Annotated in this window: 19 protein-coding genes; 7 read left to right on the top strand and 12 right to left on the bottom strand. The window is 69.0% G+C overall.

Annotation, left to right across the window (positions count from 1 at the left end; translation table 11 throughout):
• Window positions 1-34 precede the first annotated feature (34 nt).
• The 3 genes from CKW06_RS23330 to CKW06_RS23320 all read left to right on the top strand — a co-directional run bounded on the left by CKW06_RS23330 (window position 35) and on the right by CKW06_RS23320 (window position 2,756).
• Window positions 35-1,603: a DNA recombination protein RmuC gene (locus CKW06_RS23330; protein ID WP_024958409.1), complete on the top strand. Its 1,569-nt coding sequence runs from the start codon at window positions 35-37 to the stop codon at window positions 1,601-1,603.
• 71 nt (window positions 1,604-1,674) lie between these two features.
• Window positions 1,675-2,073: a hypothetical protein gene (locus CKW06_RS23325; RefSeq protein ID WP_024958410.1), complete on the top strand. Its 399-nt coding sequence runs from the start codon at window positions 1,675-1,677 to the stop codon at window positions 2,071-2,073.
• A gap of 137 nt (window positions 2,074-2,210) precedes the next feature.
• The gene (locus tag CKW06_RS23320) at window positions 2,211-2,756 is read left to right on the top strand and encodes a glutathione peroxidase (protein ID WP_005411710.1); all 546 of its coding nucleotides are present in this window, start codon (window positions 2,211-2,213) and stop codon (window positions 2,754-2,756) included.
• A 106-nt stretch (window positions 2,757-2,862) separates the two neighbouring features.
• Here the strand turns inward: CKW06_RS23320 and CKW06_RS23315 are convergent, their stop codons facing one another.
• The 6 genes from CKW06_RS23315 to CKW06_RS23290 are packed head-to-tail and all read right to left on the bottom strand — an operon-like array spanning window position 2,863 to window position 6,962.
• On the bottom strand, window positions 2,863-3,879 hold the full coding sequence (locus CKW06_RS23315; protein WP_005414957.1) for an MlaA family lipoprotein: 1,017 nt from the start codon (window positions 3,877-3,879) through the stop codon (window positions 2,863-2,865).
• Between the two features lies 1 nt (window position 3,880).
• Window positions 3,881-4,192, bottom strand: a complete 312-nt coding sequence (locus tag CKW06_RS23310; RefSeq protein WP_024958411.1) for an STAS domain-containing protein — start codon at window positions 4,190-4,192, stop codon at window positions 3,881-3,883.
• The gene (locus tag CKW06_RS23305) at window positions 4,182-4,844 is read right to left on the bottom strand and encodes an MlaC/ttg2D family ABC transporter substrate-binding protein (RefSeq protein WP_005411707.1); all 663 of its coding nucleotides are present in this window, start codon (window positions 4,842-4,844) and stop codon (window positions 4,182-4,184) included. The genes CKW06_RS23310 and CKW06_RS23305 overlap by 11 nt, the downstream gene beginning before the upstream one ends.
• The gene (gene mlaD / locus CKW06_RS23300) at window positions 4,841-5,365 is read right to left on the bottom strand and encodes an outer membrane lipid asymmetry maintenance protein MlaD (RefSeq protein WP_005411706.1); all 525 of its coding nucleotides are present in this window, start codon (window positions 5,363-5,365) and stop codon (window positions 4,841-4,843) included. The genes CKW06_RS23305 and mlaD overlap by 4 nt, the downstream gene beginning before the upstream one ends.
• 59 nt (window positions 5,366-5,424) lie before the next feature.
• Entirely contained in the window at window positions 5,425-6,174 is a 750-nt protein-coding gene (locus CKW06_RS23295; RefSeq protein ID WP_005414955.1) for an MlaE family lipid ABC transporter permease subunit, read from the bottom strand.
• Window positions 6,174-6,962, bottom strand: coding sequence for an ABC transporter ATP-binding protein (locus CKW06_RS23290; protein WP_005411704.1), 789 nt, complete (start codon window positions 6,960-6,962; stop codon window positions 6,174-6,176). Before CKW06_RS23290 ends, CKW06_RS23295 begins: the two co-directional genes overlap by 1 nt.
• Before the next feature lie 189 nt (window positions 6,963-7,151).
• On the opposite strand from CKW06_RS23290, the gene recC reads away from it, so the two are divergent.
• Genes recC through recD form a run of 3 tightly spaced genes read left to right on the top strand, consistent with a single transcriptional unit; the run spans window position 7,152 to window position 16,053 of the window.
• Window positions 7,152-10,499 (top strand): exodeoxyribonuclease V subunit gamma, encoded by a 3,348-nt coding sequence (gene recC / locus CKW06_RS23285; protein ID WP_024958412.1) that lies wholly within the window; start codon window positions 7,152-7,154, stop codon window positions 10,497-10,499.
• Window positions 10,496-14,176, top strand: a complete 3,681-nt coding sequence (recB, locus tag CKW06_RS23280) for an exodeoxyribonuclease V subunit beta (protein ID WP_024958413.1) — start codon at window positions 10,496-10,498, stop codon at window positions 14,174-14,176. The genes recC and recB overlap by 4 nt, the downstream gene beginning before the upstream one ends.
• Window positions 14,173-16,053 (top strand): exodeoxyribonuclease V subunit alpha, encoded by a 1,881-nt coding sequence (gene recD, locus CKW06_RS23275; RefSeq protein WP_024958414.1) that lies wholly within the window; start codon window positions 14,173-14,175, stop codon window positions 16,051-16,053. Before recB ends, recD begins: the two co-directional genes overlap by 4 nt.
• A 468-nt stretch (window positions 16,054-16,521) precedes the next feature.
• Here the strand turns inward: recD and CKW06_RS23270 are convergent, their stop codons facing one another.
• From CKW06_RS23270 to CKW06_RS23245, 6 genes are all read right to left on the bottom strand, one after another.
• Window positions 16,522-16,920, bottom strand: a complete 399-nt coding sequence (locus tag CKW06_RS23270) for a hypothetical protein (RefSeq protein ID WP_024958415.1) — start codon at window positions 16,918-16,920, stop codon at window positions 16,522-16,524.
• 94 nt (window positions 16,921-17,014) lie between these two features.
• A complete protein-coding gene (locus CKW06_RS23265; RefSeq protein WP_024958416.1) occupies window positions 17,015-19,054 on the bottom strand; it encodes an FUSC family protein in 2,040 nt (679 codons plus the stop codon).
• 3 nt (window positions 19,055-19,057) lie between these two features.
• Window positions 19,058-20,527 carry an efflux transporter outer membrane subunit gene (locus CKW06_RS23260; RefSeq protein ID WP_024958417.1) on the bottom strand — a complete coding sequence of 490 codons (1,470 nt, stop codon included), beginning with the start codon at window positions 20,525-20,527 and terminating at the stop codon, window positions 19,058-19,060.
• On the bottom strand, window positions 20,524-21,441 hold the full coding sequence (locus tag CKW06_RS23255; RefSeq protein WP_024958418.1) for an efflux RND transporter periplasmic adaptor subunit: 918 nt from the start codon (window positions 21,439-21,441) through the stop codon (window positions 20,524-20,526). Before CKW06_RS23255 ends, CKW06_RS23260 begins: the two co-directional genes overlap by 4 nt.
• Window positions 21,438-21,647 carry a DUF1656 domain-containing protein gene (locus CKW06_RS23250; RefSeq protein WP_005411696.1) on the bottom strand — a complete coding sequence of 70 codons (210 nt, stop codon included), beginning with the start codon at window positions 21,645-21,647 and terminating at the stop codon, window positions 21,438-21,440. The genes CKW06_RS23255 and CKW06_RS23250 overlap by 4 nt, the downstream gene beginning before the upstream one ends.
• A 114-nt stretch (window positions 21,648-21,761) precedes the next feature.
• A complete protein-coding gene (locus CKW06_RS23245; protein ID WP_012481667.1) occupies window positions 21,762-22,217 on the bottom strand; it encodes a MarR family winged helix-turn-helix transcriptional regulator in 456 nt (151 codons plus the stop codon).
• Between the two features lie 611 nt (window positions 22,218-22,828).
• On the opposite strand from CKW06_RS23245, the gene folE reads away from it, so the two are divergent.
• The gene (folE, locus tag CKW06_RS23240; protein WP_004141296.1) at window positions 22,829-23,440 is read left to right on the top strand and encodes a GTP cyclohydrolase I FolE; all 612 of its coding nucleotides are present in this window, start codon (window positions 22,829-22,831) and stop codon (window positions 23,438-23,440) included.
• Window positions 23,441-23,473: the final 33 nt, after the last annotated feature.

The following is a 23,473-nucleotide window of genomic DNA, read 5'->3' as shown; positions in this document are numbered from 1 at the left end:
AGCAGCTGAGACTCCGCCAGCCTACACTTGCCCCATGCAAACCGAATATCTGCTCATTGGCGGCCTTCTATTGGCCGTGCTCATCCTGCAGCTTGTCGCCCTGCTGCGCCGCCCGCCGCACGACCGCCTCGAACAGGCGGTGCGTGAGGAGGCGCGCGCCGGGCGCAGCGAGCTGCGCGAACAGCTCGATGGCTTTGCCCGCGCGCTGACCGATCTGTCCACCCGCACCGACCAGCGCCTGGACCTGCTGCGCGAGGCGCTGGGCGAGGACGCCCGCAAGGCGCGTGCCGAGGCGGCGGAGAGCCAGCAGCGTGGCGCCGCACTCATGGGGCAGCGCCTGCAGGAACTGCGCGGCCAGCTGGAAACCTTCGGCCAGCAGCAGGAAGCGCGCATCCACGCCTTCGGCCAGCAGCTGCAGGAACTCACCGGGCGGACCGATACCCAGCTGGGCGCGCTGCGCCAGACCCTGGTGGACGATGCGCGCAAGGGTCGTGAGGAAGGTGCGCAGTCGCAGCAGCGCCTTACCGAAAGCCTTGGCCTGCGCCTGCAGGAACTGACCCAGCGCAACGAACAGCGCATCGCCGAGATGCGCGCCACGCTGGAAGAGCAGCTGCGCGCGCTGCAGAACGACAATGCGCAGAAGCTGGAGCAGATGCGCCACACCGTGGACGAAAAGCTGCAGTCGACGCTGGAAACACGCCTGGGCAACTCCTTCAAGCTGGTTTCCGAGCGCCTGGAACAGGTGCAGCGCGGTCTTGGCGAGATGCAGCAGCTGGCCACCGGCGTTGGCGATCTCAAGCGTGTGCTGACCAACGTCAAGAACCGTGGCAGCTGGGGCGAAGTACAGCTGGAGAACATCCTCGAACAGACGCTCACCCAGGAACAGTACGCGCGGGCAGTGAAGGTACGCCCGGACAGTGGCGAGATGGTCGATATCGCGGTGCGCCTGCCGGGCCGCAGCAGTGACGACACGCCGGTGTGGCTGCCGATCGACTCCAAGTTCCCGCGCGAGGACTACGAGCGCCTGCTCGACGCGCAGGAACAGGGTGACGCCGAGGGCGTGCGCCTGCAGGGCATCCAGCTTGAACGCGCGGTGCGCGTGCAGGCCAAGTCGATCTGCGACAAGTACATCGCGCCGCCGCACACCACCGACTTCGCGGTGATGTTCCTGCCCACCGAAGGCCTGTATGCCGAAGTGATCCGGCGCCCGGGCCTGGTCGACCTGTTGCAGCGCGAGCACCGCGTGGTGGTGGCTGGACCGACCACGGTCACCGCGCTGCTCAACAGCCTGCAGATGGGCTTCCGCACGCTGGCCATCGAGCAGCGTTCCAGCGAGGTGTGGAGCCTGCTGGGTGCGGTGAAGAGCGAGTTCGGCAAGTTCGCCGGCATTCTCGAGAAGGCCGAGAAGCAGATCACCACGGTCGGCCGCAGCATCGGCGAAGCCAGCCGCAAGACGCGCACCATCGAACGGCGCCTGCGCGGCGTGGAGTCGCTGGCGTCAGAGCAGGCGCAATCCCTGCTGGGCGGCCTGGCCGATGCTGATGCCACGGCCGAGGACGAAGGCAACGAAGGCGACGACGGCGACGACGGCGACGAAGCCTGAGCTACGTCGACACGCCGCCTGCATGGTCGATGCGTATGCTGGCGGCCTGTCCTACTGGATCAGGTAACGCCATGCGCCTGCGCCTCTGCACCAGTCTCATCCTGACCGCGCTGCTTGTCGCCTGCAGCAGCGCACCGCCGGCTGCCAATCCGGCGGCGGCACCAGCCGCAGTCACCAGTCCCGAAGCGGCCGAGGCCTACCGCGAAGCGCGCGATGTGGACTGCCAGGCCGCTGGCGGCACCCTGCAGCGGCTGGGCCGGCTGCAGCGCGAACAGTGCGTGATTCCCTACGCCGATGCCGGCAAGGCCTGCAGCCGCAGGAGCGACTGCACGGGCCAGTGCCTTGCCGGCGGCGAAGTGGCGGTTGGCAGCCCCGCCACCGGCACCTGCCAGCGCGATGCCCGCCAGAACTTCGGCTGCCGCCAGCGCATTGATGAGGGCAAGGCGCAGGGCATGATCTGCGTGGACTGATCGTAGTGCCGGCCGCTGGCCGGCAGCCTCATGAACCCTTGCGAACGATCGCACGATTGCCGGCCAGCGGCCGGCACGACCGACATCGCGCGGCGCTATGCTGGTGGGCCATTCCCCGCTGTTGCCGGAGCCCCCGCGTGAGCACTTCGATCCAGGACATTTCCCTCACCACCATCGACGGCCAGCCGTCCTCGCTTGCCGACTACCAGGGCAAGGTACTGCTGCTGGTCAACGTCGCCTCCAAGTGCGGCCTGACCCCGCAGTACGAAGGCCTGCAGGCGCTGTATGCGGAAAAGCACGCACAGGGCCTGGAAGTGCTGGGCTTCCCGGCCAACAACTTCCTCGGCCAGGAGCCGGGCAGCGAAGCGGAGATCCAGCAGTTCTGCCAGCTCACCTACGATGTCAGTTTCCCGATGTTCTCCAAGATCAGCGTGGCCGGTGACGACACCCACCCGCTGTACCAGCAGCTGACCGCTGCGCAGCCGCAGTCGATCGGCGAAGGCCCGCTGCGCGAGCGCCTGGCCAGCAAGGAGATTCCGATCCACGCCGCGCCGGCGGTGCTGTGGAACTTCGAGAAGTTCCTGGTCGGCCGCGACGGCAAGGTCATCGCCCGCTTCGCCCCGGACGTGGCGGCTGACGACGCGCGCCTGCGCGAAGCCATCGAAGCCGCGCTGGCTGCCTGATCGGTCGGGGTCGGATCCCTTTCCACGGGAAAGGGCTCCGACCCCACCCACGGCGCCAAAGAAAAACCCCGCCGAGGCGGGGTTTTTCATGCGTCGCTGAAAGGACTCAGTGCGTCCACTGCGGCATCGGCATCGCATCGACCGGGATCGGCGAATTGGCGTCGTCGTGGCCACGCTCGCGCTTGCTGCGCAGATCGTTCTCGATCTGGTAGTTGCGACGCTGCATCCATGCATCGCGCACCAGCGAGTACTCGTCCACGGCAGTGTCACGCAGGTCGTCGATCGCCAGCAGCTGCGCGCGGGTATCGACCAGCTGCAGGCCCTGCAGGCCGATGCGGACCTTGTCCTCTTCGATACGGCGGATCGGCGACAGCGGAATGTCGCCGGCCAGGCCGAACACGTCGCGCACGGTACGCGGGCCGAAGAACGGCAGTTCCACGTAACGCGAACGACGCCAGCCCCAGGCACCCAGGGTCTGGCCGAAGTCCTCATTGCGGCGCGGTACCATCGCCTTGCTGGCCGGATCGAACAGGCCACCGATGCCCAGCGTGCTGTTCATCAGGAAGCGGCCGAGGCTGTCCCATGCATCGGCACCGCGGCCCTGCAGCAGCTGGTTGGTGATGGTCACCGGCGCGCGCAGGTTGCTGAAGAAGTTGCTGACGCCAGTGCGGGCGAAGCGCGGCACCACGTGGGTATAGGCGGTGGCCAGCGGACGCGCGACGCCGCGGTCGACCGCGTTGTTGAACTTGTGCACCTTGCGGTTGAATGGTTCCCACGGATCGTAGGCCGCTGCGTTGGTGGTGTTGCCGGCACCGCCATAGAGGGCATCGAAGTCGTCATCGCCACCGGGCGCGGTGGCGGCTGAGGTCTTCGCCGCGCTGCCGTCGCCGCTGTCGGTGGGCGCAGCCGGCGACGATGCGGCAGCAGCCGGCGGATTGGCCACCGGCGCGACCGGAGCAGCGTCAGCCGTGCCGGCATCGGTGGCCGCGACGGCGGGCGAGGTGGAAGAACTGGCCGGGACCACGGTGCTGGCTGCCGGTGCATCGCTGCGCGCGGGCTTGCCGGCACAGGCGGTGAGGGCGGTGGCCAGGACGATCAGGGGGAGAGTGCGCACGACGTTCATGTCAGCTCGCAGCAGAAGTAGCGTTGAAATCCAGGTTGGGCGACAGCCGGTAGGCCGCGCTCAGTTCGTTGTAGCCAGCCGGCGCGCCGCTGATCACCAGCGGATGGCCGGCCTTGCGCGCACGTGCCGCCAGCTCGGCCAGCAGGGCCAGGCCGGCGCTGTCCACGCGTTCGACCTCAGCCAGATCCAGCCTTGCCAGCTTTGCCGGCAGGGCCTGCAGCTGCGGCCATAGCGCGATCACCGCAGCGCGGTCGAGCACCCCGCGCAGGCGCAGGGTGTCGCCTTCCAGCAGTGCCAGTGCGTTACTTGCCATTGCCCGCGGGCCCGGCCTGCATGCTGCCGCTGTGCAGCTCGCTGGCCACCTGCTTGATGCCCTTCTGGCGCAGCGGGGTGTCGAACTGGTTGCGGAACGTCTGCACGTAGGAGATGCCTTCGATGTTGACGTCGAAGATCTTCCACTGGCCGTTCACGTTGCGCATCCAGTACTCGACCGGGGTCGGCTCGCTGCCGGCACGCACCAGCTCGGTGCTCACGCGCACGCCGCGGTTGCCCGGCAGCGGGCTTTCACCCTTCAGGCGGAAGCTCGGCTTGCCCTGGATGTTGAGCAGGGTCGAACCGTAGCGCTGCATGAGGCTGTCGGCCATGGCATCGGCGAACAGCTTGATGTCGGCATCCGAGGCACCACGGGCGTGCGGGCCCAGCACCAGGCGCGCGGCATAGTCGCGGTCGAAGGTGCGGTTCAGTTCGCTGTCGATGTAGTTGCGCAGGCTGGCCGGGTTGCTGCCGAATTCGCTCCTGCGCTGCTGCAGAGTGGTGAGGATGCGCGTGCTGGCATCGATCACCACCTTGCCGGCCTGGCCCTGCGCCGCGGCAGCGGCGGGGGCGGCGGCCTGGGCCTGGGCGAGGAACGGAGTGGCCGCCAGCAGCGCCGAGGCGAGCAGGGCCGGGATCAGTTTCATCTTCATGGTTGCGGTTCCGTTGCAGGCGCCTGCGCGCCATCGTTGGGCTTCTGAGCAGCGCCGCCACCGGCGCCGCCACTGAACATGTACTTGCCGACCAGCTGGATCAGGTCAACCGCCGGCTGGGTGAAGACAATTTCGTCGCCGGCCTTCAGCACGTCCGGATCACCGCCCGGCTGCAGTCCGATATAGCTCTCGCCGAGCAAACCACTGGTGAAGATGCCGGCCGAGGTGTCCGCCGGCAGGTCCTTGACCTTGCTGTCCATGCGCAGGGTCACGATCGATTCGAACTTCACCGGGTCCAGATCGATGGAGGCGACCTGGCCGACGGTGACGCCGCCGATCTTCACCGGCGCCTGCTTGCGCAGCTGGCCGACCTGGGAGAAGCGCGCCTTCAGCTCGTAGCCCTGGCTGCCCCAGCTCCAGCGCTGGTTGGTCGAGGCCACGGCCAGCACCATCAGCGAGGCCAGGGCCAGCAGCAGGAAAGCGCCGACGGAGAATTCGAGTCTGGGACCGCGGATGGCCATGTGGATTACCTGATCGAGTCGTGGTGGCCGCGCGCGCCTGCGCACCGCCGGTGGAGGGGTTAGGTGAACAACATTGCCGACAGAACGAAGTTGAACATCAGCACCAGCAGCGAAGCGTTGACCACTGCACGGGTGGTCGCCACCGACGTGCCTTCAATGGTCGGCTCGGCATGGAAACCAACATAGGCGGCGACCAGCGCGGCGGTGCCGCCGAAGATCGCCGACTTCAGCATCGCCACGCCGAAGTCATCCCAGAAATCGACGCTGTTGCGCAGCGCCGACCAGAACACGCCATTGTCCAGGCCCAGCACGTGCACGGCCTCGAAGTAGCTGGCACTGATCGCCAGCGAGCAGAAGATGCCGGTCAGCAGCGGCACGGTCAGCACCGCCGCCCAGAAGCGTGGCGCCACGGCCTTGGCCACCGGGTCGATCGCCATCAGCTCCAGCGCCTTGATCTGGTCGGTGGCGCGCATCAGGCCCAGCTCGGCGGCGATCGAACTGCCGGCGCGGCCGATGAACAGCAGCGCGGTCAGCACCGGCGCCAGTTCGCGGTACAGCGACAGGCCAAGCAGGGTCGACAACGCGTCGGCCGCGCCGAAGGTGGTCAGCGTGCGGTAGCCCTGCAGGGTCAGCACCAGGCCGACGAAGGCGCCACCGACGGCGATGATCGGCAGCGAGCGCGCGCCGATCTTGTAGATCTCGCGGGTCAGTTCGGCCAGGAAATCACGGGTCGGCAGGGAACCGCGCAGCACGGTCAGCGAGAACAGCCCGGCGCGGCCCAGCGAGCGGGTGGCTTGGACGAACGGCATCAGGCAACCCTCGCGCGTGGCGCGGCATCGAACGGAATCGGGCCATCCGGCTGGCCATGCAGGAACTGCCGCAGCAGCGGATCCTGGCTGGACTGCAGTGCCTCGGGCGTCCCTTGGAACACGACGCCGCCATTGGCGATGGCGATCACCTGGTCGCAGATCGGCAGGGTCTCGTGCACGTGGTGGCTGACGATGATGCTGGTCAGGCCCAGGCTGTGGTTGAGGCGCTGGATCAGGCTCATGATCACCCCGGAGGCGATCGGGTCCAGCCCGGTCAGCGGCTCGTCGTAGATCATCAGCGGCGGGTCCAGCGCCAGCGCACGGGCCAGCGCCACACGGCGCGCCATGCCGCCGGACAGCTCGCGCGGCCAGGCGTCGGCGGCGGCCAGCAGGCCCACCGCATGCAGCTTCATCTCCACCAGCCGGCGCAGCACGGCGGCCGGCAGGCGGGTATGCGTACGCAGCGGCAGGGCGACGTTCTCGGCCACGGTGAGGTCGGTCAGCAGGCCATTGCCCTGCAGCAGCACGCCCACGCTCTTGCGCATCTCCAGCAGCGCGCTGCTGTCATGCGGGATCGGCTTGCCGAACAGGGTAACGTCGCCGGCCACCGGTCGCAGTTCGCCGGTCAGCGCCGCCAGCAGGGTCGACTTGCCGCTGCCGGAGGGTCCGAGCACGGCGGTGATGCTGCCCTGCGGCACCTGCAGCGACACGTCACGCAGGATCGTGCGTCCGCTCCGGTCGATGCGGACGTTGGACAACTGCACCAGACTGGAGGTGGAAGCCGACATGGGCACCATTAACGTTTTTTAGACATCGAAGGATCGGGCCAGCCGGCTGAACATAAGCAGACTGGACGGTGCAGTATTGTTGCACGGCAGGGCGTGGCGCAGGCCGGGACAATCGGCCGGCAGCCCGGAACAATCCGTACCGTCGATGGGTCGACCATTGAATACTGCCTGCCGTCCTGCACACTGTGCATGATGAGTGACCCAGGCAGCGATTTCCGCCTCTACCATTCCAACTCGCTGGACGTGCTGGCCGCGCTGCTGGCGCGCAACGTGCGTGCGCCGGTGCCAGGCCAGCCATTGCTGGCGCCGGAAGTGGTGTTGATCCCGCAGGTGGCGATGCGCCGCTGGCTGCAAGCGACACTGGCCGCCGAATTCGGTGTCGCCGCCAACCTCGAATTCCTCACCCCGGGCGAGTTCGTGGCCCGTGCGCTGAAGGCCAACGTCAGCGGCGAGCAGGACGATCTGGACGCGGCCGGCCTGCACTGGAAGCTGTACCAGGCCCTGCGCGACCCGACATTGCTGGCGCAGCCACCGATGCGTGCGCTGCAGTCCTATCTTGCCGGCGGTGACGCATTGAAACCCTGGGCGCTGGCCGGCGAGCTGGCCTCGGTATTCGAGAAGTACCAGGCGTGGCGCCGTGACTGGCTGCTGCGCTGGGCAGCCGGTGCCGATCCTGCCGACCCGCAGGCGATCCTGTGGCGCACCATCACCCAGGGCCACGACTACCGCGCGCGCCGCATCCAGGAATACCTGGACCGTTTCGAAGGTGCCGGCCAACCGCTGCCGAAGGGCTTGCCACCGCGCATGTCTGCGTTCGCAACGCTCAACATCTCGCCCGACGTGCTGCGGGTGATGGCCACCCAGGCGCGGGTGGGCGAACTGCATTTCTATATGCCTACCCCGGTGCAGTCGTACTGGGGTGACCTGCAGACGCTGGCCGAGCGCCTGCGCAGCGGCGCACCGGACCCCTTCGGCGAAGCGGCCGGCGAGAACCGCCTGCTGGAAGCCTGGGGTGCGGCCGGGCGCGACTTCATGGCGGTGCTGGGCAGTTACGAGGTGGTGCATCCGGCCGGTGAAATCGCTGCCTATTCCGATCCGGAGGAGGACACCCGCCCGACCCTGGACGAAGGCGGCCTGTCCGACAGCCTGCTGCATCGCCTGCAGCGTGACCTGTTCCACCGCCGCGCGCTGCCCTCGGGCGAGCTGCGCGACGGCCTGCGCAGCGACGACCCCAGCCTGCAGGTGCATGCCTGCCATACCCGCCTGCGCGAGCTGCAGGTGCTGCACGACCAGCTGCGCAGCCTGCTGCAGGACCCGCGCTTCGACCCGCCGCTGCAGGCGCGCGAGATCGCGGTGCTGGCACCGGACATCGATCCCTATGTGCCGTACCTGGAAGCGGTGTTCGGCGGTCGCGGCGGCGAGGAGGAACACATTCCGTATGCGCTGGCCGACAGCAGTCCGCTGGCCGGCGAGCCGTTGGCCGATGTGTTCGTGCACCTGCTGGGCCTGCCGGTCTCGCGCTTTGGCTTGAACGAAGTGCTGGACCTGCTGGCCAGCGCGCCGCTGGCCGAGGCGGCCGGGCTGGAAGCGGTGGACTTCGACCGCCTGCATGGCTGGCTGCAACAGGCCGGTGCACGCTGGGGCCTGGATGCGAAACACCGCAACCAGCACCAGGCACCGGCCGACGACGCCTACACCTGGCAGTTCGCGCTGGATCGCCTGGTACTCGGCCATGCCACCGGCAGCGAGGCCGACCTGGCCGGCGTGGCGCCGTGGATCGAACTGGAAGGCGGCGCGCTGGACGCGCTGGACCGGCTGCTGCGCCTGCTGCGCGTGCTGGCCATCTACCAGCGCCGACTGGGCGAGCTGCTGACCCCGGCGCAGTGGCGGCAACGCCTGCTGTCGCTGCTGGATGCACTGCTGCCCACCGCGCCCAGTTCCCCCAACAGCCAGCGCGCGCTGGAGCGCCTGCGCAAGCTGCTCAACCAGTTCGCCGAAGATGCCGCCAAGGCCGGCTTCGAGGAAGGCGTGCCGCCGGAGGTGGTGCGCGCGCACTTCGCCGGCGCGCTGGGCGAGGCCGATACGCGCGCACCGCTGCTGACCGGTGGCATCAGTTTCGGCCGCATGGTGCCGATGCGCCTGCTGCCGTTCCGGGTGATCTGCGTGCTCGGCCTCAATGATGGCGATTTCCCGCGCCGTGACCCCGCTGCCGGTCTCAACCAGCTCACCGCCGAGCTGGATACGCCGCGCCGCCGTCCGGGCGACCGCTCCACCCGCGAGGATGACCGCTTCCTGTTCCTGCAGCTGTTCGCCGCGGCGCAGGAGGTGTTCTATCTCAGCTATCTCGGCGCCGATCCGCGCGATGGCAGCGTGCGCGAGCCGTCGGTGCTGGTCAGCGAACTGATCGATGCCGCCGCCGCGTATCACCTCGATCCGCCTGCGGCGGTCCGCGACTTCACCGTGCGCCACGCACTGCAGCCGTTCTCACCGGCGGCGTTCGGCGATGGCGATCCGCGTCGCTTCAGCTATCGCCGCCAGTGGCATCCGGCCGCCGGTCGCCTCACCGGCCAGCGCGGTGGCCTGCAGCCGTGGTTCGATGCACCGTTGCCGCCGCCGGCCGACGATGCGGTGGAAAACGAGGTCGCGCTCGATACCCTGCGCCGCTTCCTGTGCGACCCGGCCGGGCAGTTCCTCGCACAGTCGCTGGGCCTGCGCCTGGCCGACGAGGTCGAGGAGGTGGATGACCTGGAACCGCTGGTGCTGTCCTCGCGCGGGCCGGAAAAGCGCAGCGTGCAGGCGGCGGTAGTGCGCGCCACGCTCAGCGGCGATACCGAGCCGTTGTACCCACGCCTGCGCGCGCGTGGCCTGCTGCCGTCGGGTCCATTGGGCGAGCGTCAGTTCGAGGTGGAGCAGTTGAAGACACGCCCATATGCCAGTGCGCTGCTGGGCTGGATGCAGGGCGAACCACTGGAAAGCCGTCGCTACGAAGTGGACATCGATGGCGTGCGCCTGCATGGCCGCGTGGCCGATCGGCATCCGGAAGGGCTGGTGCGCCTGCGTGCCGGCACACTCAATGGCAATGCAGTGATCCGCCACGGCCTGGACTGGCTGCTGGCGAACGCTGCGGGCGATGCGCTGCCGCTTGTGCAGTTCCATGATGGTGGCGACGCCGGTCCCGGCCCGCATGTACTGCCGGCACTGAGCGTTCCCGCTGCACGTGCGGCGCTGCGTGCGCTGCTGCAGCTGCGCCAGCGTGGCCTGCGCGAGCCGCTGCGCTTTGCCCCGTACACCGGCTGGGTGCTGTACAACGCGCCGGCAGAAAAGCAGCGCAGCGAAGGCTGGAAGCAGTGGCACGGCAGCGACCGCACCTGGGGTGAATCCAGCAGCGACGCCTGGCAGCTGCTGCTGCGGGGTGCCGACCCGTTCGCTACCGAGGCCAGCTACGCTGACCTGCTGCGCAACAGCCAGGTGGTCTTCAGCGCGGTGCGCGAAGGCCGCGCTCTCGGCACCGAAGCACGCCAGGAGGGCGACGCATGAACACCGCCATCGCCGAAGACGGCCTCGAATCCCTCAGCCGCGATCCCTATCTCGCGCTGTCGCTGGAGGGCATCCGGCTGATCGAAGCCAGCGCCGGCACCGGCAAGACCTTCACCCTGGCTACGTTGTTCACCCGCCTGGTGGTGGAGCAGGGCCTGCGCATCGGCCAGATCCTGGCGGTGACCTTCACCGATGCCGCCACCCAGGAACTGCGCAAGCGCATCCGCGAGCGCCTGGCGCTGGCCGCGCGCCTGGTCGACCTGGAAGCGGCCGACGGTGAAGCACCGGAGGTACGATTGACGCGCGACGTGCTGCAGCGCCATCTGCAGGGCGGCACCGAGAGCGCCGCCGCACTGAAACGCCGCCTGCAGGTGGCCGCAGACGAGATCGACCTGGCGTCCATCTTCACCATTCATGGTTTCTGTACCCGCGTGCTGCGCGAGCATGCGCTGGAAAGCGGCCACACCTTTGATCCGCCGGAACTGCTGGCCAGCGACCGTGAACTGCTGGAGGAGCTCGCGGCCGATCTGTGGCGCGTGCATGCCAACGACCCGGCCACGCTGGAGCCGCTGACCTGGCTGTGGTCCAGCCCCGACGCGCTGGCCGCCGATCTGCGCGCGCTGCTGGGCACACCGCCGCTGCATCCGCTGCCACGGCCGGCGGCGCTGGCCGATCCACACCCCGCATTGCAGAGCGCGGCGGAAGCATTGTCTGCAAGCGTGCGCGAGCATGGCGAGCAGTTCTTCATCGACCTCTGCGATGCCGTCGACAACAAGTGGATCAACGGCGTGTCCTACAAGCTCGGCTGGCTGCACCCGCTGGGCCGGCAGTTGCTGGCCTGGGCCGAGCGCGGCGACCCGCGCGAGCTGCTGGTCAGCGAGCGCCTGCCGGCACTGCTGCCGGAGGTGCTGGCCGACAAGACCAACAAGAAATGCCTGGATCGCACGCCGTCGTCGCCATTGCAGGCGCCGTTGTCGCGCTATGTCGCGCTGCTGGCCGAACGCGATGCCTGGCTGCGTGGTACCGCGCTGAATTTCCTGCACGCGCTTCGCGCCGAAGCCACGCAGCGCCTGCAGGCGCTGAAGCGTACGCGCCGGGTCCAGACCTACGACGATCTGATCGATGGCGTAGCGCTCGCCCTGGAAGGTCCGCAGCGACTGACGCTGGTCGGGCAACTGCGTGCGCAGTACCGCATCGCACTGGTCGATGAGTTCCAGGATACCGACGACCGCCAGTGGGGCATCTTCCACACCGTGTTCGGCGATTCGCCGGAGGTGCGCGAGCTGGGCCTGGCGCCGGCGCTGTTCCTGATCGGCGACCCCAAGCAGGCGATCTACGGTTTCCGCGGCGGTGATATCCACACCTACCTGAAGGCCAAGCAGGTGGCGCAGCAGGCGCCGGTGCTGGACCAGAACTTCCGCTCGCGACCGTCTGTGCTGCGCGCGTTGCAGGCGCTGTACGACAACGGTGGCGAAGACGCCTTCCTCGAGCGCGACATCCAGTTCGAGCCGGTGCGTGCCGGTGGCGTGCGTACCGACGAGGACTACCAGCGCGACGGCCATGCCGCCGCGGCGCTCACCCTGCGTGTGCTGCGCAGTGGTGGCGACAAGGCGTTGAGTGCCGACGCCTCGCGCGATGCGGCCACCCAGGCCTGCGTGGCCGCGATTCACCAGATCCTGGTCGAGGCGCGTGCGGGCAATGCCGTGTTGCGTGGGCGACCGGTGCAGCCCGGTGATATCGCGGTGCTGGTGCGCTCGCATCGCGAGGCCACCCTGGTACAGCGTGCGCTGGCCGCTGTCGGCATTCCCGCGGTGGCGGCCGGCAAGCAGAGCCTGTTCGCCACTGCTGAAGCCCGCGACCTTCGTGCGCTGCTGCTGGCACTGCTGCAACCGGCCGACGAAGGCCGCCTGCGTGCAGCGCTGGCCACCGTGCTGCTTGGCCAGCGGGCCAGCGCGATCGCGGCAATGGAACGCGAAGGTGACCTGCAACGCGGGTTCCAGGCACAGCTGCTGCATTGGCGCGAGCGCTGGCAGCGCGGCGGACCGTTCGCAGTGATTGCCGATGTCTGTGCCGCACAGGGTGAACGCCTGCTGGCGCTGATCGATGGCGAGCGCCGCCTGACCAATTACCTGCAGCTGGGTGAACTGCTGCAGGAGGCCTCGGCGCAGGCGCTGGGCATGCATGGCCTGCTGGACTGGCTGCAGGGGCAGATGGCCAGTGCCGACCAGGATGACGAGCAGCAGCTCCTGCGCCTGGAGTCGGATGCGCGCCGCGTGCAGATCATCACCCTGCACAAGAGCAAGGGCCTGGAGTATCCGCTGGTGTTCCTGCCCTTCGTCGGCATCGACGGCGGCGCGCCGAACACCGCCTCGCACTGCACCGTGCACTTTGGGGGCCAGCGCCAGCTGCACTGGAAGCTGGACAAGGACGAGGCCTGGGAAGCGGCCAACGCGCAGCGTGAGCGCGAGCAGCGGGCCGAGGATGCGCGCCTGCTCTATGTGGGACTGACCCGTGCCGAGCATGCGCTGTGGATCGCCGTGGGTGATCTGGCCGGGCTCGGCAGGACGCGCCTGGCGCCGCTGCTGGGTGACCTGCAGGCGCTGCGCGCGCACGCCGATGTGCATATTGATGACAGCGAGGCACCGGCCGCGCTGCCGCAGCTGGCGGCCGAAGTGGAAGGTGACCTTCCGGCGGTGCGTGCTCTGACCCGGCGCGTGCCGCACGACTGGTGGGTGTACAGCTTCACCCAGCTGGCGCATGCCGATGCGGGCGCTGGCAGTGATATTGAAGCCGCCGCCACCGAGCTGCCGGCACCGGCCGCCGATGAACCGGCCGGCCCGGAGCTGCCGCTGGAACCGGCGCTGCCCGAACCCACCGCCGTCGTCGAAGACAGCGCGCCGATCGACCCGCGCTTCATGGGCAGCCGCTTCGGCAACGTGCTGCACGAGGCGATGGAGAACGTCGACTTCGCTGCCTGGGGTGACTGGAAGCCGGGCCGGGAAGCGCCCGAGGGACAAGCCGAGGTGCTACGCAAGGCGCTGCATGACGAAGGCTATGCCGACGTCGACCTGGACGATGGCGTGGCCGTGCTGGTGCCGCTGGTCGGCCACACGCTCACCGTGCCGCTGCCCGAAGGCGGCGCCCTTTACAGCCTGGGCGAAGGCGAGCGGCGCGCGGAAATCGACTTCCATTTCGCCATCGAGCCGACCACGGTGCCGGCGCTGCTGCAGGTGCTGCATGCCCACGGTGTTTCCAGTGGTCGTCGAGGCTTCGGCCAGCGCCGCCGCCTGGAAGGGCTGATGACCGGCATGATCGATCTGACCTACGTGCGCGACGGTCGCTGGTACGTGCTCGACTACAAATCCAATCGTCTGCCCGGCTACAGCCCGGACCTGCTGGCCATCGCCATGCGCCACAGCGAGTACGACCTGCAGGCGCTGATCTATACCGTGGCCCTGCATCGCTGGCTGCGCTTCCGCCTGGGCGCGGCCTACGACTACGACCGTGACATGGGCGGCATCCGCTACCTGTTCTGCCGCGGCCTCGATGGCACCGGCAACGGCGTGCACGTGGACCGCTTCCCGCTGGCGCTGGTGGATGCGCTGGATGCGTTGTTCGCCGGTGGCGAACAGGCCCAGGCCGAACTGGCCGCACGTGCCCGTGGGGCCAGCGCATGAGCCTGCTGAAGGAACTGCACCAGAAGGGCCTGCTGCGCACCCTCGACCACGCGTTGGCGACCAGCCTGATGCGGCTGCGCGGCGACACGCCGGAGAGCGTGGCGCTGGCGGCGGCGCTGGCCTCGCTGGCGGTGGCGCAGGGCCACGCCGGCTTCGATCCGGCGCAGCCGCAGCGCCTGCTGGAAGGGGTGCCCGAGTGGCCCGCCGCGCAGGACTGGCTGGCACAACTGCGCGCATCGCCTTGGGTGGCTATACCCGAGCAGGCCGACGCCATCGCCGAGGATGCGCCGCTGGTGCTGGAGAACGGCCTGCTCTACCTGCGCCGCTACCGCGAGTACGAACGGCAGTTGGCCGCCGGGCTGCAGCGCATCGGCCGGCATCCGCTGCCGGCACCGGACATGGCAGCGCTGGCACCCTTGTTCGCGCAGCTGTTCCCGCAGGCATCGGGCAGCGAGGATCACCAGGCCCGTGCCGCCGGCGTGACCCTGCGCCATCCGCTGGCGCTGGTGACTGGCGGCCCCGGCACCGGCAAGACCACCACCATCGCGCGCCTGTTGCTGCTGCTGGCGGCGCAGTCCCGGCACGCCGGCCAGCCGCTGCCCGAAGTGGCGCTGGCCGCGCCTACCGGACGCGCCGCCGAGCGCATGGCCGAGAGCCTGCGTCTGGCCGTGCAGCGCCTGCAGGAGAACGGCGTGGACCCGGCGCTGTGCGCGGCATTGCCCAGTACCGGCACCACCCTGCATCGCCTGCTCGGCGTGATCCCGGATTCGCCACGCTTCCGCCACCACGCCGACAACCCGCTGCCGGTGGACGTGGTGGTGGTCGACGAAGCCTCGATGATCGATCTGCCGATGATGGCCAAGCTGGTCGACGCGATCGCCAGCGGCACCCGCCTGATCCTGCTTGGCGACCCCGATCAGTTGCCCTCGGTCGAAGCCGGTGATGTGCTCAGCGCGATCCTGCGCGCCAGCGGTGATGGCATCGGCACCCGCGCCGATGATGCGCAGGCACTGCAGGGTCTGTTGGCACCGGCCACGTTGCAGCCGCAGGCCACGCCGCGCGCCTTCGCCGGCCGCCGCGTGCAGCTGCAACGTGGTTACCGGCAAAGCGATGCGCTGGACCTGGCACCGCTGGCGCATGCCGTGCGCGAAGGCGACAGCAGCACCGCATTGCAGCTGCTGCGCGGTGGATCGCTGGCAGGCGTGCATTTCCACGAAGGAGAGGCCGATCCATTGCGTGGCCAGCGCGAGCACCTGCTGGGCCACTGGCGTGCACTGGCCGACGCGGCCGATCCAGTGCTTGCCTTGCAGCAGGCCGGGCGCCTGCGCGTGCTGACCGCGTTGCGCGAAGGCCCGCAGGGTGCGCGCGGGCTCAACAGCCGCATCGAACAGCTGCTGGCTGGCAACACCCCGGGCTACTTCCAGGGCCGCCTGCTGCTGGTCACCGAGAACAGCTACCGGCACCGCCTGTTCAACGGCGATATCGGCATCTGCCTGCGCGATGGCAGCGGCGCGATGGTGGCCTGGTTCCCTGGCGACAGCGTCGACCAGCCGCGCGCCTTCCACCCGGCCGCACTGCCCGCGCACGAAAGCGCCTTTGCGATGACCGTGCACAAGGCGCAGGGCTCGGAGTTCGATGAAGTGTGGTTGCAGCTGCCGCGCCAGGACAGCCGCGTGCTGTCGCGCGAGCTGGTCTACACCGGCCTGACCCGCGCCCGCCAGGTGCTGCATGTGGCGGGCAGCGCAGAGGTGCTGCAGGCCGCGTTGAAACGCCACGCCAGCCGATTGGGTGGCCTGGCCTGGCGGCTGGGTGCGGAAGCGGTGGCCGAAGCACCGGCGCGCATCGAACAGCCCACGGTGCAGGGCCAGTTGTTCTGAATCGGGGTCGGATCCCGTTCCCATCGGGAACGGGCTCTGACCCCTTCACCTGATCGCCAGGCAGAAGCAGTCGAGCATGGCTCGACTCTACAAAAGCGTACTTCGATCATTCCGACGTTCATCCACGCATGCCGGGATCTACCGTGTCGACCAAGGTCGACACCCACCAGAGCAGAACGCCGTGCCGGCAGATCGCAGGAAGCTGTCGAAGGCGGGGTGGGTCCGGGTGCGGGGGCGTGAGCCGCATGGGCCCGAGGCATGCCTCGGGCGGGTTGGGCAGGACGCCCAACCCCGGTCTTGCCGTGTGCGCAGGACAGCGCACACGAGCAAGCGGCGACCAAGCCCCCATGGATGGGTTGACGGCGTCCCCCTCAACCGGACCTACCCCGCCATCCCGCGGAATGCCAGCCTTTGACGTTGCTGTTGAAGTTGATTCGGCAGGTGCAGGGCGCAGCCCTGCCGCCACACCTATTCCGCGATCAGCACCAGCCCATCCGGGAACACGATCGCCGCTTCATCCGCACTCACGTCGAAGAAGCCCACGCCGTGCTTCTCGGCCAGGTCCTGCACGCGGCCGTGCGCGCGCTCGGCCACCGAATAGGCAAACGCGCCGTAGATCACCTCGCGGCCGATGCTGTACTCGGTCACCTCGGCACGGTCGTCATCGTCGTTGCTCAGCGGGCCGTTCAACGGCGGGAATTCCCGCGCCATCTCCGCGAACCACGCCTGCAGCGCTGGGCTGCTGACCACCGGGTCGTCGTACTCGTGGCGCTCGTTCCACTGCGTCTGCTTCTCGAACCAGGCGATGAAGGCCGCCGCCTCGCGTGGCGCGGCGCTGGCCTCGAACACCATCATGTCGTAACTCATTGAACCGTCCTGTTGCAGCGCCAGGGTCGGATCCCTCTCCGCAGGCGAGGGCTCTGACCCCTGCGCGGGGTCTGTGGCTGCACAGGGTATCGCGCTACGGCTGTCCGGCTGCACTCATCGCCAGGCCCGGCGCCAGCGCCTTCGCCTCCGGGAACAGCGCGAAGCGCAGGCCGATCAGGCCCATCAGGGCTTCATCGCGGGCCTTGCAGGCGGCCACGCTACCGACCCGGCCCAGCGAAGTATCCAGCCGCTCGCGCAGCGCCTCGGCCGCCACAATCGGTTTGCGCGCGGCGATCTGCCGGCGGTAGTGCACGGCGACCTCTTCCAGAATGTGCTCGACCGCCTCGCGACTGCGCTCGGGAAGTTCCAGCCGGGCGCGGCGCAGCTGCAGGATGTTCAGGCCGATGCGTGCTTCATTGAGCATGTCCACCGACGCGATGTCGCTGCCCTCCGGCGTCGCCGCCAGGCGCGGCGCGAGCAGGCCCAGCAGGTCAAGCATGCGCGCGGCGAAGCGCTGGCGGTCCTGCTGGCCACGACCTTCGGCGGCTTCGGCCAGCGTGGTCCAGCCCTGCCGCACCAGCCGGCGCGCGGTCCACTCGGCGCCCACCGAACGGAACAGGCGCGTCATCACTACCGCGAAGCCAATGCCGATGAACATCGCGATGGACGAGTTGAGGAAGGTCTGGATGTTGGCACTGTAGGTGTTCTGCAGGCTCAGCAGCGCGGCCAGGTTCACGGTCAGTGGCAGCGCGAACAGCGCGCTCTTGGGGTGGTGCAGCATCAGCCCCAGCGGCAGGAACGCCACCGCCAGCACCAACGCCAGCAGGCCGAAGTCGTGCACCGCCGGGAACACGCCGAACAGGTACACTCCGGCCACCACCGAGGCGACCATCGCCCACACCAGGAACGACACCATGCTCGGCGCCGGATCGTCCTGTGCGGCGAAGAACGCGGCGGTCACTGCGGCCATCATCGCGCCGTTGCCACCGCCTTCCCACCCCAGCGCGATCCACAGCACGCAGTAGCTCATCAGCGCCGCGCCGGCACTGAGCGCGGAGAACAGCGCCATGCCATAGTCGACGTGCTTGTCGGCGGCCACGCGTTCGGTGCGGATGCGGTAGTGCGCACGGTCCAGCGGCGCAGTGCCCTGGTCGATCGCGTGCTGCAGGGTGCGGCAGTCCTGCCACAGGTCCACCAGTTCCTCCAGGCGCAGCAGCAGGCTGGCCAGCTGCAGGTGCTGCAGGTCGCGGTCCACCTGCGGCTTCAACGCACTGATGCGCGCGCGCAGGCGGGCGTATTCGCTGGCGTTGGTCGGGCCATCCAGCCAGTCGTGGATGTCATCGACCAGTGCCGGCAGCCCCTCGGGCAGGTCCTGGCCGTCGCTGCGCAGCGCACTCAGGCGGTCGGCAATCGAGGACAGCACCGGCAACAGCAGCAGCATGCGCTCGCGCAGCCGCTCCATCGACACGGCCGAACCGGCATGGCGCGGGTCGTCGCGGCGCAGGAACTCGATCAGCGCCTCGAACTGCACCAGGTCGGCGGCGAGCCGGTTGCGCGGCGCGTGCGCGCGGCCGCGTTCGAGGATCTGCCGGCACCACTGCGCCGCGTCCTCCATCCAGTTGCCGATGCGGGCGCGCAGCATCGGGCGTACCGAGGCCGGGAACAGCAGCGAAGCAAACAGCACTGCCACCACGGTGCCGAGGATGATCTCCTCGCTGCGCGCCACCACGGTGTCGAAGATGGTCTCCGGCGAGGTCACGGCCGGGAAGCCGATGAAGGCGGTGGTGTAGCCGGCCAGCAGGAACGCGTAACCGCGCGGGCCGCGGTTGAGCAGGGCCATGAACAGGCACCCGGCCAGCCAGATCGACATCGCCGCGCTCAGCACCAGCGGCGTTTCCACCAGCGCCGGCAGCACCAGCAGGGTGGCCAGGCCGGCCACCAGGGTGCCAACGATGCGGTACACGCCCTTGGCGCGGGTTGGGCCCAGCAGCGGCTGGCTGACGATGTACACCGTGCCCATCGCCCAGTACGGGCGCGACAGGTTGCCGGCCATGGCGATGTACAGCGCGGCCACCGCGGCCAGGTAGGTCTTGATCGAGAACAGCCAGGCCTGGCGATCGGTCAGCGCGTTCATGGCTTACTTCGCCGAGGCCTGTGCGGTGGACGGCGCGGGCGGGGCAACCGATGCCTGCCAGCCGCCACCCAGCACCAGGAACAGATGGATCTGGTCGCGCGAGACCTGCGCTTCGGCGGCGGCCAGGGTGGCGTCGCTGCTGGCCAGGCTGCGGTCGGCATCCAGGCTGGACAGGTACGGCGTACGGCCACCCTGGTACAGCCGGCGGTTCTGCTCGGCGGCCAGTGCGGCCTGCTCCTGCGCGATGCGCAGCGACTGCAGCCGGCGCAGGTCCTGCGCATAGCGGTCCAGCGCGGTCTGGGTCTCGCGCAGCGCCTGCAGCACGGTGTGGTCGAACTCGGCCAGCGCGGCATCGGCACCCGCCTCGGCGGCGTGGATGCGTGCGTGCGTGCCGGAGGACGGCAGCGTCCACGAGATCAGCGGGCCGATCGACCACTGCTGGGTCATCGGCGTGCCGAAGTCTTCCAGCAGGCCGGCGGCACCCACCGAGGCACCCAGGCGGATGTCCGGGTACAGCTCGGCGGTGGCGACCCCAATCCGCGCCGTGGCCGAGGCCAGCTTGCGCTCGGCCTGGCGCACGTCCGGGCGGCGCTGCAGCAGCGCCCGGCCATCACCGACCGGCAGCGGCTGCGCCAGGCCGGGGGCGTGCGCACAGTCGATCACGCCGGCTGGCAGCTGGCCCGGGGTTTTCCCAAGCAGCGCGGCCAGCGAATAGGCGGCCGCCGAACGCTGCGCGCGTAGCGGCGGCAGTGCCGCCTCCAGCAACGCTACCTGCGCATTGGCGCGGGCCAGTTCCGGCGGCGTGCCGCGGCCGGCCGCGATCAGGCGCTCGGTGACCGTGCGGCTGCGCTGCTGCAGCTGCAGCGAATGCTCGGCCACGTGCAGTTCGTGGTTGGCGTGGCAGATTTCCAGGTAGCTGTCGGCGACCTGCGCGACGACGCTGACCTGGGCCAGGTCGCGCGCCGCAGCGACCGACTGCTCGTCGGCACGCGCTGCCTCGGCGCCGCGCTTGAGCTTGCCGAACAGGTCGAACTGGTAGCTGACCGCGAACTTGCCATCGGCCAGGTTGATCACCGGCAGCTCGTGCTCCTGCATGAACGATTCGGCCGACAGCTGTGCGCGGCTGACGCCGGCCTCGGCCTCGTACTCGAAGCCACCGGCGTCCAGCGCCTGTTCGTACACCGCCGCCGCACGACGCAGGTGTGCATCGGCGGCCTTCAGTTCCACGTTGTCACGCAGCGCCTGGGTGATCAGGCCGTCCAGCACCGGGTCGTTGTACAGCGACCACCAGCGGTCGGGCAGCGCCTGGTTGGCGGCAATCTGCGGGTTCTGCGTATCGATGAAGGCCGCATTGGCCTCCGGGCGCTTGAACGCCGAGCCTTCCGGCAGTGCATAGTCCGGGCCGACGGTTTTGCAGGCGGCCAGGCTGGCCAGCGCGACGATCAGACCGAGACGGGGCAGGGCGGCGTTCACAGGCCCGCCTGTGTCGGCGCAGTGCCGGCCTTGTCGTTGTGCGGATGGCGGCCGGTGTCCACGGTCACCGTGGCGGTGCGGCCGGCGATCAGTTCCACGCCCTTGGGTACTTCGTCGATGGCGATGCGCACCGGAATGCGCTGTGCCAGCCGCACCCAGTCGAAGGCCGGGGTCACGTTCGGCAGCAGGGTGCTGCCGTTGCTGCGGTAGCGGTCCTCGATGCCGGCGGCGATGCTTTCCACGTGGCCACGCAGCGGGGCCGACTCGCCCATCAGGCGGATGTCCACGCTCTGCCCCGGGGCCACGCCGCGCAGGCGGGTTTCCTCGAAATAGCCATCGATGCGGAACGAGCCGGTATCCAGCAGCGCCAGCACCGGCTTGCCGGCCACCACGTAGTCGCCTACGCGCAGGGTGCGGTCGTTGACCCGGCCATCGGCCGGCGCGCGCACCTCGGTGCGGCCCAGGTTGAGCTCGGCCAGGTCGACCGCCGCCTGTGCGGTGGCCAGCGCAGCCTGTGCGGCCTGCAACTTGGCGCGGCGCACTTCGGCGTCCTCGGCGGCGACCAGGTCCTGCAGGCTGCGGTCACGGCCGATCTCGCGGCGCAGCTGCGCCACCGATGCCTGGCGCTCGGCCAGGTTGGCGCGGGCCTGCTCCAGCGCGATGCGGTAGCGGGCGCGATCGACCACGAACAGCAGATCACCCTTCTTCACCGCCTGGTTGTCGGCCACCTGCACCGTTTCCACCAGCCCGGACACGTCCGGCGCCACCTGCACCACGTCGGCACCGACATGGGCATCGCGGGTCCACGGCTCATCCATGTAATAGACCCACAGCTGGCGCAGCACCAGCAGGGCGACGATCACGGCTGCGCTGGTGAGCAGCACCGGCAGGGTCTTCTTCACGATCTTGTTCACGATTGCATCCAACGCAGGAGGTGGAACAGCAGGCCAAGCACGATCCCGTACAGCGCCAGGTTGAACAGTGGCGGGTGCCATATATGGCGATAGGCACCGGCACGCTGCAGCAGCGCATGCAGGCCGCTGTTGACCAGGTAGGCCAACAACATCAACCCGAGCAGGGTCGGGACGAACACTCCGTGGAGACTGAATTCACCGGGCATCGGTAGGGGCGGGGGCGAGGTGGGGGGAGGGGAGGGGAGGAACAGCGAAACAACGGCAACGGGCAAAAGCCGCTGGCGTGTGCACGGCAGCGGCGGTGTTCAGGGGCAGCGGTCTTACGTGATGCGGTCGGCGGCCTCGGCCAGCAGGCGCCATGCCTTCAGCACGGCGTGCAGTTCATCCATGGAAAGCTCGCCGAACACGTCCTGGCGCAGGCCGATCAACTGGTCTTCCAGCTCGCTGACCAGCGCATGGCCTGCGTCGGTCAGCCACAGCAGGTTGGCGCGGCGGTCGCTGGCGTCGCTCTCGCGGCGGACCAGGTCGCTGGCGCACAACTTGTCCAGCAGGCGCACCAGTGAGGGACCTTCCATGCCCAGCTGCTGCGCCAGGGCCACCTGACGGATGCCACCGCCGGAGCGGCCGATCATCAGCAGCGGCATGGTGCAGGCGGTGGAGATGCCGTAGCTGCCGAGCCGGCTGTCGGCCAGGCGCTGCCACTGCCGCCCTGCGTACAGCAGGCCGGAGCTGAGCTGCATCTGCAGCACGGTGCGCTCGTCGAGGGGTCGGTCCATAAGAGATAGATAGGATACTACTAATTTCATTCCTATCAATAGGTTTTTCTGAATGGGTGGGTGTGTTGAGGAAGGCGTTGCGCCTGCTGGCTATCGGATGGGGCGGCGGAGGGCCGGACGGGGCAGGGCACGCTGCAAGTACGTCCATGTAAGCTCGATCGGCGCATCCATGCGCCTCACGGCCCTGTCCCGCCCGGCCCTCCACCACCCCACCCCACATCCCGCGAGCGCCGTGGGTTGGCTCTTTAAAGGCAAGGGCAGAAGCAGTGCGGACCAACGGTCCGCACCCACCAAAGCACAAGACACCACAGCAGCGGCGCGCTGCTTCCAAAGTCATGAACCCCGCTTTTGCCCCCGCTTTCGGGCGGTCCGGCCGCGCCCGCGGGAAACTGTCAGGGATGGGGAAGGGCGGCAGGGCAGGACCGTGAGGCGCATGGATGCGCCGACCGAGCCCCCATGGATGGGTTTACGGCGTGTCCTGCCCTGCCGCCCTTCCCCATCCAGACCCGTAACAGGCAGGCGCCGCCAGACCCCCGATGAACCCGACCAACAGGACGACCCACCCCCCGGTCGGGTACGATGCTCGCCCCCCGTTCGGGACGCTGTACGCAATGAGCAAGAACAACGAAAAGGCCGCCCCGCAGGGCGACGTGACCCAGGACCAGGCCGAGGATGCCGTGCGCACCCTGCTGCGCTGGGCCGGTGAGGACCCGTCCCGTGAAGGCCTGCTGGATACCCCCCGCCGTGTCGCCGAAGCCTATGGCGACTGGTTCAGCGGTTACCGCGACGACCCGCGCGCCTACATGGAGCGGACCTTCGAGGAAGTGGCCGGCTACGACGAGCTGATCGTCCTGCGCGACATCGAGTACGAAAGCCACTGCGAGCACCACATGGCCCCGATCATCGGCCGCGTGCACGTCGGCTACCTGCCGGCCGGCAAGGTGGTGGGCATCAGCAAGCTGGCCCGTGTCGTCGAAGCCTACGCCCGCCGTTTCCAAGTGCAGGAGAAGATGACCGCGCAGATCGCCCAGTGCATCCAGGATGTGCTGCAGCCGATCGGCGTCGGCGTGGTCGTCGAAGGCGCCCACGAGTGCATGACCACCCGCGGCATCCACAAGCGCGGCGTCAGCATGGTCACCTCCAAGATGCTGGGCAGCTTCCGCGACGACGCGCGTACCCGCGCCGAGTTCCTGCGCTTCATCGAAGTGGGCGGCAAGCGCTGAGCCGCTTGCCCGCACCACGCCGGCTCCTGCAGG

The sequence above is a fragment of the Stenotrophomonas maltophilia genome, from assembly GCF_900186865.1.
Lineage (GTDB): Bacteria > Pseudomonadota > Gammaproteobacteria > Xanthomonadales > Xanthomonadaceae > Stenotrophomonas > Stenotrophomonas maltophilia.
Note: the sequence above shows the minus strand (reverse complement) of the source record. Positions and strands in the feature narration are given on the sequence as shown.

Bases quoted from the DNA above. Each gene is read 5' to 3' on its own strand.
- CKW06_RS23330 (WP_024958409.1), top strand. From the start codon at position 35: ATGCAAACCGAATATCTGCTCATTGGCGGCCTTCTATTGGCCGTGCTC.
- CKW06_RS23325 (WP_024958410.1), top strand. From the start codon at position 1,675: ATGCGCCTGCGCCTCTGCACCAGTCTCATCCTGACCGCGCTGCTTGTC.
- CKW06_RS23315 (WP_005414957.1), bottom strand. From the start codon at position 3,879: ATGAACGTCGTGCGCACTCTCCCCCTGATCGTCCTGGCCACCGCCCTC.
- CKW06_RS23310 (WP_024958411.1), bottom strand. From the start codon at position 4,192: ATGGCAAGTAACGCACTGGCACTGCTGGAAGGCGACACCCTGCGCCTG.
- CKW06_RS23305 (WP_005411707.1), bottom strand. From the start codon at position 4,844: ATGAAGATGAAACTGATCCCGGCCCTGCTCGCCTCGGCGCTGCTGGCG.
- mlaD (WP_005411706.1), bottom strand. From the start codon at position 5,365: ATGGCCATCCGCGGTCCCAGACTCGAATTCTCCGTCGGCGCTTTCCTG.
- CKW06_RS23295 (WP_005414955.1), bottom strand. From the start codon at position 6,174: ATGCCGTTCGTCCAAGCCACCCGCTCGCTGGGCCGCGCCGGGCTGTTC.
- CKW06_RS23290 (WP_005411704.1), bottom strand. From the start codon at position 6,962: ATGTCGGCTTCCACCTCCAGTCTGGTGCAGTTGTCCAACGTCCGCATC.
- recC (WP_024958412.1), top strand. From the start codon at position 7,152: ATGATGAGTGACCCAGGCAGCGATTTCCGCCTCTACCATTCCAACTCG.
- recB (WP_024958413.1), top strand. From the start codon at position 10,496: ATGAACACCGCCATCGCCGAAGACGGCCTCGAATCCCTCAGCCGCGAT.
- recD (WP_024958414.1), top strand. From the start codon at position 14,173: ATGAGCCTGCTGAAGGAACTGCACCAGAAGGGCCTGCTGCGCACCCTC.
- CKW06_RS23270 (WP_024958415.1), bottom strand. From the start codon at position 16,920: ATGAGTTACGACATGATGGTGTTCGAGGCCAGCGCCGCGCCACGCGAG.
- CKW06_RS23265 (WP_024958416.1), bottom strand. From the start codon at position 19,054: ATGAACGCGCTGACCGATCGCCAGGCCTGGCTGTTCTCGATCAAGACC.
- CKW06_RS23250 (WP_005411696.1), bottom strand. From the start codon at position 21,647: ATGCCCGGTGAATTCAGTCTCCACGGAGTGTTCGTCCCGACCCTGCTC.
- CKW06_RS23245 (WP_012481667.1), bottom strand. From the start codon at position 22,217: ATGGACCGACCCCTCGACGAGCGCACCGTGCTGCAGATGCAGCTCAGC.
- folE (WP_004141296.1), top strand. From the start codon at position 22,829: ATGAGCAAGAACAACGAAAAGGCCGCCCCGCAGGGCGACGTGACCCAG.